This is a genomic window from Caldanaerobius fijiensis DSM 17918 (genome assembly GCF_900129075.1).
GTDB classification, from domain to species: domain Bacteria; phylum Bacillota; class Thermoanaerobacteria; order Thermoanaerobacterales; family Caldanaerobiaceae; genus Caldanaerobius; species Caldanaerobius fijiensis.
Map to the genome: position 1 here is coordinate 26,427 of NZ_FQVH01000015.1, position 14,756 is coordinate 41,182.

Genomic DNA, 14,756 nt, shown 5'->3' on the forward strand with positions numbered 1-14,756 from the left:
GGTTTTGGATGATGGGTGTATCGTCGATAGAGGAAATGTTTTCTAAGATATGCTATAATAAATTATAGAAAATCGTGGAGGTGTTTTAATTATGCAAAAAGCTGTTGAGATTACATACAGTGGAAGGACTTTAAGAGGTATGATGCACATACCTGATAATTCAAACGGGAAAGTGCCAATGGTAGCGATCTTTCACGGCTTTACGGGAAATAAAATGGAGCCCCATTTTATATTTGTAAAATTGTCACGAGCTTTAGAAAAAGCAGGAATAGGAAGTGTCAGATTTGATTTTTACGGGTCAGGGGAAAGCGATGGAGACTTTAGTGAAATGACCTTTAGCGGCGAATTAGAAGATGCCAGGCAGATATTGAATTTTATTAAGCAGCAGCCTACAACTGACCTGAATAGGATAGGGGTACTTGGTTTAAGCATGGGAGGAGCTATTGCAGGTGTTCTTGCAAATGAGTATAAGGATGATGTAAAAGCATTAGTACTATGGGCTCCTGCTTTTAACATACCTGAGGCGATGGCGAATGGGGAGAACAATAGATTTGGCGATACAATGGAGAAATACGGTTTTGTAGATATAGGTGGTCTTGCCCTTAGCAAGAATTTTGTGGAGGATATCGTAAAATTAAATATATTTGAGCTGTCTAAAGGTTATAACAACAATGTACTTATAGTGCATGGAACTAATGATGCTGCTGTAGAGTATAAAGTATCTGATAGAATTCTCAATGAGGTTTATGGAAGCAATGCTAGAAGGGTTACAATAGAAAATGCAGACCACACTTTTAATAATCTTGAATGGGAGAAAACAGCTATAAATGAATCGGTAGAATTTTTTAAAAAAGAATTACTAAGGGGATAGCAAAAGGCTATTCCCTTAAAATTAAGGTTTGTAGGTACTATAAGTTTTTAAAGGAAATAATTTTTGGAGTTACATAACTAAGAGGTTGAAGAAAGGGGTGTCTACGAATGATAAAAACACTTCATACTCCGTTGCCTTTAGGAGCTATAAAGCCTAAAGGTTGGCTTTATAATCAATTGCAAATCCAAGCTAATGGTTTGACGGGGCATCTGGATGAAATATGGGATTCGGTGGGTTCTTACAGTGCGTGGCTAGGGGGAACTGGCGAAAATTGGGAAAGAGGCCCGTATTACTGTGATGGATTAATACCGTTGGCCTATCTGTTAAATGATGAAAGGCTTATAGAGAAAGCCAAAAAGTGGGTAGAATGGACATTAAATAGCCAGAAGGAAAACGGCTTCTTTGGACCAGAAAACAACGATGATTGGTGGCCTAGGATGATAATGCTCAAGGCATTGATTCAATATTACGAAGCTACTGCTGATTCAAGGGTTTTAGAGTTTATGACGAAATATTTTGCCTATCAAAAGTCTCATATAAAAGAGAGACCATTAAAGGATTGGGCACAGGCCAGGGGCGGTGAGAACATATTCGCCATATATTGGTTGTATAATAAAACAGGTGATAGAGAGCTGTTGGATTTGGCTGAAATTATATTTGATCAAACACTGAATTGGACTGATTTCTTTAATGATTTTCCTTTTGTCCGTCCTATAAGGTATTATTATGAATGGGAATATGTTATAAAGCGACCTCACGATGAGTTAGTAAGACTTATGAACTATCATTACAATCATGTGGTTAATGTAGCCATGGCTATAAAAGAGCCAGCATTGCGATATCTTTATACCAATAATCCCATACACAAGGAAGCCGTTGTAAATGCTATAGAAAACCTTATGAAATATCATGGTGTTGCAAATGGAATGTTTACAGGTGATGAACATTTAAGCGGCCGTAATCCATCACAGGAAACAGAACTATGTGCTGTGGTAGAGTATATGTTCAGCCTGCAAGTATTGCTGTCAATATTTGAGAGTACTATGTTTTCGGATATATTGGAAAAAGTAGCGTATAATGCTTTACCAGCTGCTTTTACCAAAGATATGTGGGGGCATCAATATGATCAGCAGGCCAATCAGGTACTGGTGACTAAAGCAAAAAGAAATTGGTATAATAACGGCGATGAATCCAATCTTTTTGGTTTGGAACCCAACTTTGGTTGTTGTACTGCCAACATGCATCAAGGATGGCCTAAATTTGTTAACAGTTTGTGGATGTTAGCTGATAATGGTGTGGTAGCGTTGACATATGCTCCATGTAGTGTTAACACAAAAGTGGGTAATGGCATCAATATTGTTATTGACGAACAAACCGATTATCCATTTGATGAAAGTATAACCTTTACTGTACATTGTGATAAATCTGTTTGCTTTCCATTAAAGCTGCGCATACCAGGTTGGTGCTATAAAGCAGAAGTGATGGTGAATGGTGGTTTATTTGCTACTCCGCATGCGGGCACTTTTGCTATTGTAAAGCGAGAATGGAGTGATGGTGATCAAATTATTCTACGGTTGCCTATGGATATAAGAATTAGCCGATGGTACAACAATTCGGTGGCTGTAGAGCGTGGTCCTTTGGTATTTTCACTAAGGATTGGAGAACGATGGAGCAAGCTGAGGGGTACTGGTCCTTATGCTGATTGGGAGGTATATCCTACTACTCCATGGAACTATGCTTTGCTGTTGGATGTACAAAGCCCCAGTCGTTCTTTTACAATAGAGAAGCATGACGTAACTTATCAGCCATACGATTCATCCAATCCACCTATTATATTAAAGTGCAAGGGCAAAAGAGTAAAAGAATGGCAGTTACAATCCAATTCGGCAGGCGAATTGCCTATGAGTCCTGTGACTTCAGATGAACCAGAGGAAGATATCGAACTCATACCTTATGGAGCAGCTAAATTGAGAATAACACAGTTCCCATATCAAAATTAAAGAAACAATGAGAAAACGCGAGAAATATTCAAAAAAAAAAAAAACAGCGAATATTCGACGAATTTGGTCAAATTTGGACTTTGAAAATGTTTTTATAGAAGATTAAAGTAATATTTAGCAATAGGAGCATAATATATTAATAGTAAAAGTTTACAAGGAGGTGATTTTATCGGTGAAAATTTAATTGATAGAGTGGACATATACAGTGACAAATAAAATCTAAAGTAAAATGATACGAGGGGGAGGATGTACGTGCTTAAAAGGAATATTGCTGTCTTTTTATCGGTTATAATGTTATTAACAATTCTATTGAGCGGATGTGGAAAAACATCTACAAGCTCGTCTGATAAAACTTCTAATAAAGCTGTATCTTCTAATGTTAAAAAGAACAATGCACCGGTTAAACTAAAAAATAAAGAAAAAGCTATAGCATATGCTTTTGGTAGTTGGCCTAAACCGCCGTTATATCAAGGTAATCCTTTTGCAGCAGGTGGCGTAGGCTCAGCGTATGACTGGGTTTACTGTGGCTTATTTCAGTGGTGGAGAAGTACAGGTAATTTTAAGCCGTTTATAGCAGAATCTTATGAACAAAAGGGTTTACAGACTATCATTCATTTGAGAAAAGATGTGAAGTGGAACGATGGACAACCATTTACCAGCAAGGATGTCTGGGCGTACTACATTTTAAACAACGGCACTTACGTAACAAAGTTCCTTAAAAGCATCGATACACCTGATGATTATACGGTGGTGTTTAATTGGGATAAGTTTTCGCCGCCAGATGATTTAAAGATAAAGTATATTGCTCATGATGTCCAGGATACAATTCCTTATCATATTTACGGCAAATATGTAGACAAGGCAAAAGAGATACTGGATAAAGCACAGCCTACGGACGATCTATCCAAGAGAGGGCCGTTTGGCAAATATATTGATAAAGACACATCTGATGCGTTGAACAAAAATTGGCAGGACTTTACGAAAGAAAATCCCAAGTTGCCTATTGGTACAGGTCCGTTTATGGTACAGAAAGTGACAGCATCTGAAATGATCCTGGTAAAGAACCCATATTTCTTCTGGAAGGACAATGTGAAATTTGATAAAGTTCATCTATATATAGCCGATCAGCCAGGGGCTTTGGCCATGTTCAGATCCGGCAAGACCAATCTGGCTGGTGGATGGGAAACAGGAGGTACAAAGGATATCATCGAAAATCTATTGCAGACAAACAAAGATTTGGTTTTCTATCCCGCAGGTGATCCGGCCGCATTTGGCACATCTTTTAACATACAGAAAGCACCTTTTGACGATGTCAATGTAAGAAAAGCTGTGCTATACGCTGTAGATAGGAGCAAAATAAGGGATGTAGCTAACCCTTATGCAACGCTGGTGGACTATGCTGCTACAGCATTACTTCCTATACCTCAGTTTATGGATCCATGGGTATCAAAGGATATACAGGATAAGCTGACAAAATATAAATACGATCCTGCCAAGGCAGAAGAGATGTTGAAGGCATCAGGGTGGACAAAAGGCTCTGATGGAATCTGGCGAGACAAAAACGGTAAGATGTATAATTTAACGATTGCGTGTCAATCAGGATGGCCTGTAAAAGGCATGGAAGTACAGGCAGAAGAGATGACGAAGTTTGGATTGCCTACAAAACTTACGGTACAGGATCCCAGCATTTACTACACCAATGCTACGAGGCCAAAGGCTATGTATAATATGGCGTGGGATTTTATGTTTAACTGGACTAATGATGGAATAAATGATCCACCTACAATATTTAATAACTTTTTCAATGGTTTTCCAGGGCAAGCAGGCAATTTCCCCACGTTTAAGAGTGGTCCGGATCAGGGCCGCACTAACATGATATTTAAAGGGCCGGATGGCAAGGATGTTAACATTAACGATGTGTTGAAGAAAATGCCTTATATGAGTGAAGACGAATTGAAAAAGGTTTCAGGAGATCTGGTATGGATTATAAATGAAAATGCACTGGCATTTACCTGGTTCTGGAATACAGGTACAACCATGGTTAATGCCGGGCAGATCGGCGGTGTGCCTATGGAGGATCAGCTGGCGAAATACAACAGGAATATGCCTATGCCTGCAACTGATAAAGATTATGACGATGTGATGGCGTTCTGGATGCCTGGCATATTAAAGTATTATATTGCGACGGGTCAGGTTTATCCTAAATGATGTAGAAATATAGAGGCGAAAATTTAGAGGTACTAAGGACTACAGTAAAGGGATTTGCTGCCTTACAAGCAAATCCCTTTACTGTAGAAATAAGTGATTAATTAAGAGGGGGAGTTGATCTATGAAAAGGCACCTTATATGGTTATTTTGCCTGCTCGCAATTTTTGTATTGTCGGGCTGTACAGGCAATTATAGCTATATAGTAAAAGGCCTTGTGCCACAGGGGAGCGGGAAAGCAACAAACAGTTCTTCGGAAGATATCAATTACAGCACAAACAATACCGGTGGCGAAAAGGTTATTGTGGTAGATGCCGGTGGAGGTACGGGGAATTATTATTCTACAAAGAGCATGGTAAAGTCTGATGCCAATCCGTATCCATATAATGAGTTAAGAGTGTTGGCTGATCAATGGGAAAAGCTGCATCCGGGAGTAAAGATACAGATATTGGATACAACATTTGGCGGTGATCCTCAAAGGCTTATCCCTTTGTTTATAGGTAAAAAAGCACCTGATATTGTGTACATGAATATGGGAGCATATAAAAATATGATTGTGGGTAAGGATTGGGTTATACCATCTGACTCGTATTTAGAAAAACCCAACAAATACGTACCGGGGAATAAGCACTGGATTGACCAATTTAACAAGGTATGGGTGGATGCCCTAAGATCTCCTGATGGCCACTTGTACTGGGTTGGCCTTGATACTATACCTATAGGCATTATATACAACAAAGATATGTTTGAAAAAGCTGGAATAGATAAGATACCGGAGACCTTTGGGGAATTTATGGATGCGCAAAAAAAACTCCGCGAGGTTGGTGTGATACCGTATTTGCCGCTATATCACTGGTATGATATATTCCTAGGTGGCTGCTTTATGAATTCGTATCTGCCCAAGATGGATGTACTGGTAAAAGATGGGGTTATAGATAACCAAGAATTTGCGAGGGGCTTTACTAAAGGCATATTCTCTTTTGATTCACCGCAGTTTGTGGCATATCTCAAATTCGTGAAAGAAAAGACCAAATATTATCCAAAGGGTTGGATGACGGCAAATGCTCTTGATCTGTTTTTAAATGGCAAAGTGGGAATGATAGAAGGTATAAGCATTCACATGCGGACTATCAGTGATGACAAATCCAGAAAATTTGATTTTGGGATAATGCCATATCCTATCGTATCAAAGGAAGATTCGCCTTATGGTGGCATAGGCGTTGTGAGAGGAGATGCAGGCTATAGCACTACATGGCTTGTTACGAATACTACGAAGGTTAAGGGAACTACAGATCTGGCTTTTGATTTTCTTCAGTTCTTAACTGAGCCACATAACAACAGCTTGATGGTAAATAAGCTAGGGACCGCCACACCAGCTGTAAATGGCGCAGAACCATTGCCTCTGTTTAAACCTCTTTATGACGCGGCGATAGAGGACCAAAAGAAAGGTTTTGTGGATTGGCATACCTTTGCATTATGGGATTCGCTTTCTTTACGCGCCCACGACCAGTTTGAAACAAATTATTACCCAGGATATATTTTAGGAAAGTATAGCCTGAAGCAGATGATAGATTCCTTGACGGCTGAGATGAAAATATCCGTTCAGGAGCAGATAAGACAGAATCACTGGGATACATCTAAATGGTAGAGGAGGGGAAGTCAAATGGGTTTGCTGCGAGAGATTTACAGAAAAAAAGAACTGTATCTATATCTGCTGCCTGCATTTATCATTATATTGATTTTTGGCTATTATCCTGCTGTTATCGCATTTTACTACGCATTTACTGATTGGGATGGGAATATAGCCAATTTCATAGGTTTTAGAAATTTCGTCAATCTATTTGTAAACGATAGGATATTTATTTCTTCAATATATAACATGGTGATTTTGCTAATAGCTGGCATGATAACAGGCCTTATTCCTCCATTGCTTGGAGCAGAATTGTTGTTTAATATGAAGAATAAGAAGCTCAGCAATATATACAGGTTTTTGTTTATAATTCCCATGCTGATACCAAGTGTGGTAATAATGTTGGTGTGGCAAAACCTTGTATTTGAACCCAACGTAGGCTTGCTGAACTCTATATTGAGCGCATTGGGCTTTGAGAAAATTGGATGGTTAGGAGATTACCATACTGCACTGTATTCTCTGATTTTGATAGGCTTTCCATGGGTATCAGGGGTCAATTTCCTTATTTATATGGCAGGGCTTCAAAACGTGCCTGAAAGCGTTTACGACTCGGCCAAGTTGGATGGAGCTACTGGTATTAAACGGTTTATTTACATTGACTTGCCTCTCTTGTTGGGTCAGATAAAGCTATTGGTAATACTCGGGCTTATTGGCGGTATTCAAGGTTTTGGCCTACAATATATTTTGACAAACGGTGGTCCGGCCAACAGCACTATGGTGCCAGGCTACTGGATGTACAGAAATGCGTTTGGGTACGGCAATTTTGGCTATGCATCTGCAATAGGTTTGCTTATGTTTGGGGTTATTCTCATACTTACCATTATTAATACCAGAATTGGTAAAGCCAATGAGGTCAACTATTAAAAGGGAGAAGGTGGAGATATTGTATAATGTGAAAGTTGAAAGGCCTGTTGCCAGGACGTTAAGAGTGAGATATATTGATTATAAAGAGTGGATGTTGCATGTTTTGACGTGGTTATTGTTATTTTTCACATTTTTGCCTTTAATAGAGATGCTGTTTAAGAGTTTTAAGACACCAGAACAGAACATACATAATCCATGGCTTTTATCGTTTCCACTAAATTTTGATAATTATAAAATCGCATGGCAGTACGTGAGCGTCTATATCGTAAATACGCTTATAATAACCATAATTGCCGTTGCATTGATTTTGATAATTGCTACTTTGAGCGCTTTTATATTCGCCAGATTTGACTTTCCGGGTAAAGAGTTTCTGTTTATGTCTATACTGGCACTCATGATGGTTCCGGGAATATTGACACTTATTCCCTTGTTTAAAGTAGTGGATAATTTAAAGATATTAAATTCTTATTGGGCCGTAATATTACCTGGTATAAGGTCGCAGCTTCCTTTTGGCATATTTGTATTGCGGACATTTATGGCTGCAATACCTGAGGACTTATTTGATGCGGCTAGAATTGACGGCGCTACCACTTTTCAAACCTTTAGAAAGATTGCAATACCGCTGTCCATGCCTATGATATCAACACTGGCAATATTGAGCTTGTTGTTTTTCTGGAACGATATCATATGGCCCAGTATTGCGCTGACGTCGCAGGATCTGTATACCATTGCCATAGGCTTGCAGCCTTTTACGTCAACGACAGCTCAGGTTACCAGGAATTTTGGCCCTGCTATGGCGGGGTATGTGATAACGAGTATACCGCTGCTTGTGGCGTTTTTCTTTGCTTCGAAACAATTTATAGAAGGCATGACCAGCGGAGCGTTGAAACTTTAGAATAATACCGCTGCAGGATAGTTGAACTTTTTGTCCTTATGATAAGTAAATTGGGGTGATATAATGAATCAAAGAGAGCGTTTTTTAAACACCATGAGATTTAAATCGGTGGATAGGGTCCCTTTTTATATAGGCGGGCCGTGGGCTACGACTTTAAAGCGGTGGCATAGCGAAGGCTTGCCGGAGAATGTAGATTTGAACAGATTGTTTGATGCCGATGGCGTTGTGGAACTTGGAATATATTTTGGTATGTGTCCGGCATTTGAGCGAACCGTTTTAGAAGAGGATGATGCCTTCGTGGTTTATATAAACCACGAAGGCATAAAGATGAGGGAAAAGAAGACAGACCCCGAAACATCTATGCCGGATTTTTTGGAATTTCCCGTAAAAAACCGGGAGGATTATCACAAGCTAAAGTGGCGTTTTCGGCTTAACGCTCAACAGCGCATAACCGAGGAGTGGAAGAAAAGAGCAAGGTTTTACAATGAGAATAGCAATTTACCTATAAGAATGTTTGCCGATAGGGAAGGAGGTTTTTTTGGCCCTTTAAGAAATCTCATGGGACTGGAAAATCTGGTCCTTACGTTTTACGATGACCCTGTGCTCATTGAAGAGATGATGGACGATAAAGCCGAACTGATAATTGCTATAGTTGATGAGATATTAAAGTATACAAAAATAGATTTTTTTGCCTTCTGGGAGGATATGGCTTACAATCACGGTTCATTGATATCGCCGCAAATGGTGAGAAAATTTATGTTGCCACGCTATAGAAAGGTTACGGATTTTTTGAGATCAAAGGGCATTGATCTGATCTTTGTAGACAGCGACGGGGATATAAGCGAGCTTATACCCATATGGCTGGAAGCAGGTATCAATGGCGTTTGGCCCTTAGAAGTTCAATCAGGAATGGATGTGGTTAAACTGCGACAGGAATATCCGGAACTTCGCATGATCGGCGGTATAGACAAAAAAGTACTGGCTAAAGATGAGAGGGCTATAAGAGAAGAGATATTGCGTAAAGTACCACCTCTCATAGAAAAAGGCGGATACATACCTGATGTAGACCATTCTATTCCGCCAGATGTGCCGTTGAAAAACTATTTGTATTATCTTAAATGCTTGAGAAGCGTTATTGAGAAAGGGAGCTGTTGAAGGGCGGTGCTGTTATGAAGGAAATGACAAAAAGGGAAAGGGTTTTAAGGACAATTAATTTTCAGGAGACGGATAGAATACCGGTCTACGACATCATAGACAATGACAATATACGGGAATACATTGGCGGGGAGAAGATAACTGAAGAAAATGCGTGGAGATTGGAGTATGCCGCAATAAGAGAGTTGCTGGACATGACGCGCATGATCGTAGTGCCCAATTTCCATCCTGGATATTCTGCGAATGAAGATGGTTTTGTTTATTATAACGATAGATATACATCCTGGATAGAAAAGAGGCCTTTTGATGACGTAGAAGGGTTGAAAAAGTGGGTTGAGAAGGATATTGACAGAAAAAACAGATGGCAACCTGACGAGGCTTATGTAAAAAGTTATAGAGAACGTATAATAAAACATATGAGAGGTATAGGCGATGATACGGTGATCGTGGTAGAAAGCGATGTTGGCCTGGATTATGCTCGCAGTATGGCAGGTATAGAGCTTTTTAGCTACTTGATGGCTGACGAACCAGATCTGGTGTCGGAATGGCTGGAAGCTTTAAATCAGGCTGAGATAAGGCGGGCTAAGGCCATCGCTGACCCTGAACTGGTACCTATAGTGTTGACTTATACGGATCTGGCATATAAGAGTGGACCTATATTTCCTCCGGCTTTCTTAAAAAAAGAATTCTTCCCGCGGTTAAAACGGCTCAACGATACCTATCATGATGCAGGGGTAAAATGCCTTTTCCATTCAGACGGAAATCTCATGCCCATAATGGATGATCTGGTTGATGCGGGTATCGATGGTATAAATCCCATGGAGACAGTAGCTGGCATGAGCATAAAAGAGGTAAGGCAACGCTATGGCGATAAACTGTTTATAACCGGCGGCATAGATGTTAGCCAGTTGATGGCATTTGGTACAGTAGAAGAAGTGCGGGAAGCTTGTATTAATGCTATTGAAGAGGCAGGCGGTGTAGGTTATTTCTTGGGTTCGACCACGGAACTGCATCCCAATATACCTGCTGAAAACATCATGGCGATGGTAGAAGTAGCCCGCACTTATAAAAAGAGATAGGAATTCTAAAAGGGTGGGGTTGCAACATGTTTACTGATAAAGCTATGACTCAAAGGGAGAGGTTTATCAACACGATGGAATATAAGGCTGTTGACCGCATACCCAACTACGAAGTAGGTGTCTGGGGGCAGACCATAGATAGATGGGAAAAAGAAGGTTTGAATATTTACGATCTGCATTGGGATTGGTTCACGGGAGAAGAATTTTTTGATATGGATGCCAGGGAATTTATAAATTTAAACTACGGAATGATTCCTCCATTTGAAGCAGAAATTATCGAAAAAACAGATAGGTATGAAATCATAAGGCACGAAAACGGCGTCGTCACCAAGGCTTTGATTGAAGGGACGGCTCACGGCACCAGGGCCAGTATGGATCAATATTTAAAATTCCCGGTGGAAAATATCGATGATTTTCGAGAACTAAAAAAGAGATATGTGGCTAATATGCGAAGAAGATATCCCCCTCAATGGGAGAAAATCATGTTGCCTCGTTGGAAAAGCAGAGACCATGTTTTGGTGCTTGGTCGAAATTGCAGTACTTTAGGGTTTTACTGGAGAGCCAGAGAGTGGATGGGCACGGAAAACTTATGCTACGCGTGGTATGATCAGCCTGAGTTAATGCATGAGATGATGGAGTTTATAGCTGATTTTACCATAGAAGTTAGCAGGCCGATTTTGGAAAAAACCGATGTGGATTACGTGTTTATTAACGAAGATATGGCCATGAAAAGCGGTCCGTTATTGAGCCCCAAGACCTATAAGGAGTTTATATATCCTCATATGAGGCGTCTTGTCGATTACTTTAAGAGCCATGGTGTAAGGTATGTAGGCGTTGACACTGATGGCAACTGCGAAGCGTTGATACCTCTTTTAATGGACGCCGGCGTGGATTTTATATGGCCTATGGAAAGAGCAGCAGATATGGACCCAATAAAATTGAGAAAGAAGTTTGGCAGAAGCCTCAGGCTTTGGGGTGGTATAGATAAAAGGATCCTTGCTAAGACAAAAGCTGATATTGAAGAGCATCTGATGTCGTTATTACCCCTCATCGAAGAAGGAGGATTTATTCCAACCGTCGACCACCTGGTACCGCCTGATGTGCCGTTGGAGAACTTTATGTATTACATGAAAAGGAAGATAGATCTTTTAAGCGGAAGATTTTGATTTTTTCATTACGAATTAAAGTGATATAATATAGATATGGAAATTAAAGAAAAACTTAAGTTTTGTGAAAAAATGTGGGATATAAAAGGGGAGAGGATATTATGGATACTAAATTGACAGTAGGGAAATTAAGGTGTAATTATTTGTACAATCCATTGGGTGTGGAGACACCCAACCCGCGTTTAAGCTGGGCTTTGCTTTCGCAAGAAAGGGGACAGCGTCAGACCGCGTATCGGGTTCTTGTGGCAAGCGAAAAAGAATTATTGAATAAAGATATCGGCGACATGTGGGATTCTGGCATAGTGGAAACGGATCAATCCATTCATGTGGTTTATAAAGGAAGAGAATTAAAGTCACGGCAAAGGTGCTACTGGAAGGTTAAAGTCTGGGATATGGATGGAAAACCTTCTGCCTGGAGTGAAATAGCGTACTGGGAAATGGGATTGCTTAATCAAAGCGACTGGTATGGTCAGTGGATAGCTGCACCACATACTGGTAATATGGAGCCGTCTCCTGCACCGCTTTTTCGCCGCGTGGTTTCATTAGAAAAAAAGGTAGCATCAGCAAGAGCGTATGTTTGCGGCTTGGGGTATTATGAATTGTACATTAATGGGAGAAAAATAGGCGATGATGTTCTTAAACCTGCTTTTACCAGATATGATGAGACAGTGCTTTACAACACATATGATGTGACTGACGCTTTTAGACCGGGAGAAAACGTCATAGGGGTTATTCTCGGAAATGGCTGGTATAACTGTTTTACAAAAGAGGTGTGGAATTTTGAGCAGGCTCCCTGGCGGGATAAGCCAAAGCTAATGCTTCAGGTAATTGTTCAATATGATGATGGGAGTGAATCGGTGATTACCACTGATCGTCAGTGGCGTGTGTCCACAGGACCTATTGTGTTTGATGGGTTGAGAAACGGAGAGTTTTACGATGCCCGCCTCGAAAAGCAAGGGTGGAATGACGTTGGTTATGATGATAGTGAGTGGGAAAATGCGGTTATTGTACCCGGTCCTGGAGGCGTTTTAAAGTCTCAACAGATGACACCTATCCGAATTACGGATACAATAGTTCCTAAAAGCGTTAAAGAAGTAAAACCAGGTGTTTTTGTGTACGATTTGGGGCAAAACATTTCAGGATGGGCTCAAATAAAGGTAAGCGGGCCGGCGGGGACAACCGTAACGATGAAATATGCTGAAAAGTTGAAGGATGATGGAGACATCGATACATCTAATATTGACGTGTTTGTAAAAAGTGGAGAATTTCAGACAGATAAATATACTTTAAAAGGTGAAGGGATAGAGGTTTGGGAACCCAGGTTTACGTACCATGGCTTTCAATATGTCCAGGTTACAGGATTTCCTGGTAGACCCACGCTGGACAACTTAAGGGGAAGAGTGGTTCATACAGATTTTGAAGCCCAGGGAGAATTTAAGTGTTCCAATGAATTGCTAAATTCCATTCAACATGCTGCCAGGTGGGCCACATTGTCCAACTATATGGGTATTCCCACAGATTGTCCTCACAGGGAGAAAAATGGCTGGACGGGTGATGCACAGCTTTCTGCTGAGCAGGTGTTGATGAACTTCGATCCAATGACAGCATATACAAAATGGATGTCAGATTTTCAGGATGTACAGAGAAAGACCGGACAGTTGCCGGGTATTGTTCCAACAGGGGGATGGGGATACAATTGGGGCAGTGGCCCTGCATGGGACAGTGCCATAATTTTCATTCCATGGTATATGTATTTATATTGTGGCGATGAAGCCATACTTGAGAAGATGTATGATAACATGAAAAAGTATGTGGACTTTATGACCACTATGGCCACAGATGACATTTTAGAGTTCGGCCTGGGTGATTGGTGCCCACCTACAGGTGGTCCTGAAGGCCATAAATGTCCAGTAGCGGTGACCAGTACAGCTTATTACTATGTAGATACCCATATCCTATCAAAGGTGGCATCGATTTTAGGTAAAAAAGAGGATGCGGAAAGGTATGCGCAGCTTGCCAGAAGGATCAGAGATGCATTCCGCAAAAAATTCTTTGATCCAGACACCGGACAGGTTCTCAGCAACAGCCAGACATCACTATCCTGTGCGTTGTATCAGGGATTGGTGAATGAAGATGAAAAGCAGAAAGTTCTGGCATTACTGGTGGAACAGGTGGAAAAAGCAAATAGGCATATAGATTGTGGCATATTAGGCGCAAAATATATTATGCACACATTGACGGAGTTAGGCCGGGCAGATCTGGCTTATGACATAGCAACACAGACCACATTTCCAGGGTGGGGTTACTGGATTGCACAGGGTGCAACCACATTGTGGGAAACATGGTCAGGGGACGCATCCCGCAATCACCACATGTTTAGCGATATAAGCGCATGGTTTTACAAGGGATTGGCCGGAATTAATCCAGACCCGGAGGTGCCTGGCTTCAAGAACATTATATTTAAACCCAATCCTGTGGGGGATTTACAATGGGTAAAAGCATGGCATGAATCCATGTACGGGAAGATAACATGCAACTGGGCTGTGGAGGGAAACAATTTTAACATGCATGTAATAATACCGCCAAACAGCACGGGCACTGTTTATATTCCCACATCTGACCCGGAGAGCGTAATGGAAAATGGTGAGCCTGTTTCAAAGCAGGTAGGTATACAGGTTAAAGGATACCAAGATGGTCGTGTTGTTTTGCTGCTTCAGTCAGGAGAATACCACTTCAGTTCAAGACTATAGCATTTATAGGCAGAAGATATTAAAAAATCAGGAGGGCATCTGAAAATGACGCCCTCCTTTTTCATGTCATATTTTTTCGTG

The 14,756-nt window shown here is 40.7% G+C and carries 10 protein-coding genes; all 10 read left to right on the forward strand.

Annotated elements, in window-relative coordinates:
• The first annotated feature begins 91 nt into the window (after positions 1-91).
• The 10 genes from BUB87_RS07480 (at position 92) to BUB87_RS07525 (ending at position 14,675) form a co-directional block, all read left to right on the forward strand.
• Positions 92-871, forward strand: a complete 780-nt coding sequence (locus BUB87_RS07480; RefSeq protein ID WP_073343543.1) for an alpha/beta hydrolase — start codon at positions 92-94, stop codon at positions 869-871.
• 107 nt (positions 872-978) lie between these two features.
• Positions 979-2,871, forward strand: coding sequence for a beta-L-arabinofuranosidase domain-containing protein (locus tag BUB87_RS07485; RefSeq protein WP_073343545.1), 1,893 nt, complete (start codon positions 979-981; stop codon positions 2,869-2,871).
• 252 nt (positions 2,872-3,123) lie between these two features.
• Complete coding sequence (locus BUB87_RS07490) at positions 3,124-5,079, forward strand: ABC transporter substrate-binding protein (protein WP_073343547.1); 1,956 nt, start codon at positions 3,124-3,126, stop codon at positions 5,077-5,079.
• A gap of 121 nt (positions 5,080-5,200) precedes the next feature.
• Positions 5,201-6,724: an ABC transporter substrate-binding protein gene (locus BUB87_RS07495; protein WP_073343551.1), complete on the forward strand. Its 1,524-nt coding sequence runs from the start codon at positions 5,201-5,203 to the stop codon at positions 6,722-6,724.
• A gap of 15 nt (positions 6,725-6,739) precedes the next feature.
• Entirely contained in the window at positions 6,740-7,630 is an 891-nt protein-coding gene (locus BUB87_RS07500; protein ID WP_084111018.1) for a carbohydrate ABC transporter permease, read from the forward strand.
• A gap of 10 nt (positions 7,631-7,640) precedes the next feature.
• Positions 7,641-8,525, forward strand: coding sequence for a carbohydrate ABC transporter permease (locus BUB87_RS07505; protein ID WP_159432379.1), 885 nt, complete (start codon positions 7,641-7,643; stop codon positions 8,523-8,525).
• A 63-nt stretch (positions 8,526-8,588) separates the two neighbouring features.
• The gene (locus tag BUB87_RS07510; protein ID WP_073343557.1) at positions 8,589-9,680 is read left to right on the forward strand and encodes a uroporphyrinogen decarboxylase family protein; all 1,092 of its coding nucleotides are present in this window, start codon (positions 8,589-8,591) and stop codon (positions 9,678-9,680) included.
• Between the two features lie 14 nt (positions 9,681-9,694).
• Positions 9,695-10,759, forward strand: coding sequence for a uroporphyrinogen decarboxylase family protein (locus BUB87_RS07515; protein WP_143156638.1), 1,065 nt, complete (start codon positions 9,695-9,697; stop codon positions 10,757-10,759).
• 26 nt (positions 10,760-10,785) lie between these two features.
• Positions 10,786-11,925: a uroporphyrinogen decarboxylase family protein gene (locus BUB87_RS07520; protein ID WP_073343562.1), complete on the forward strand. Its 1,140-nt coding sequence runs from the start codon at positions 10,786-10,788 to the stop codon at positions 11,923-11,925.
• A gap of 101 nt (positions 11,926-12,026) precedes the next feature.
• Positions 12,027-14,675 (forward strand): glycoside hydrolase family 78 protein, encoded by a 2,649-nt coding sequence (locus tag BUB87_RS07525; protein ID WP_073343564.1) that lies wholly within the window; start codon positions 12,027-12,029, stop codon positions 14,673-14,675.
• Positions 14,676-14,756: the final 81 nt, after the last annotated feature.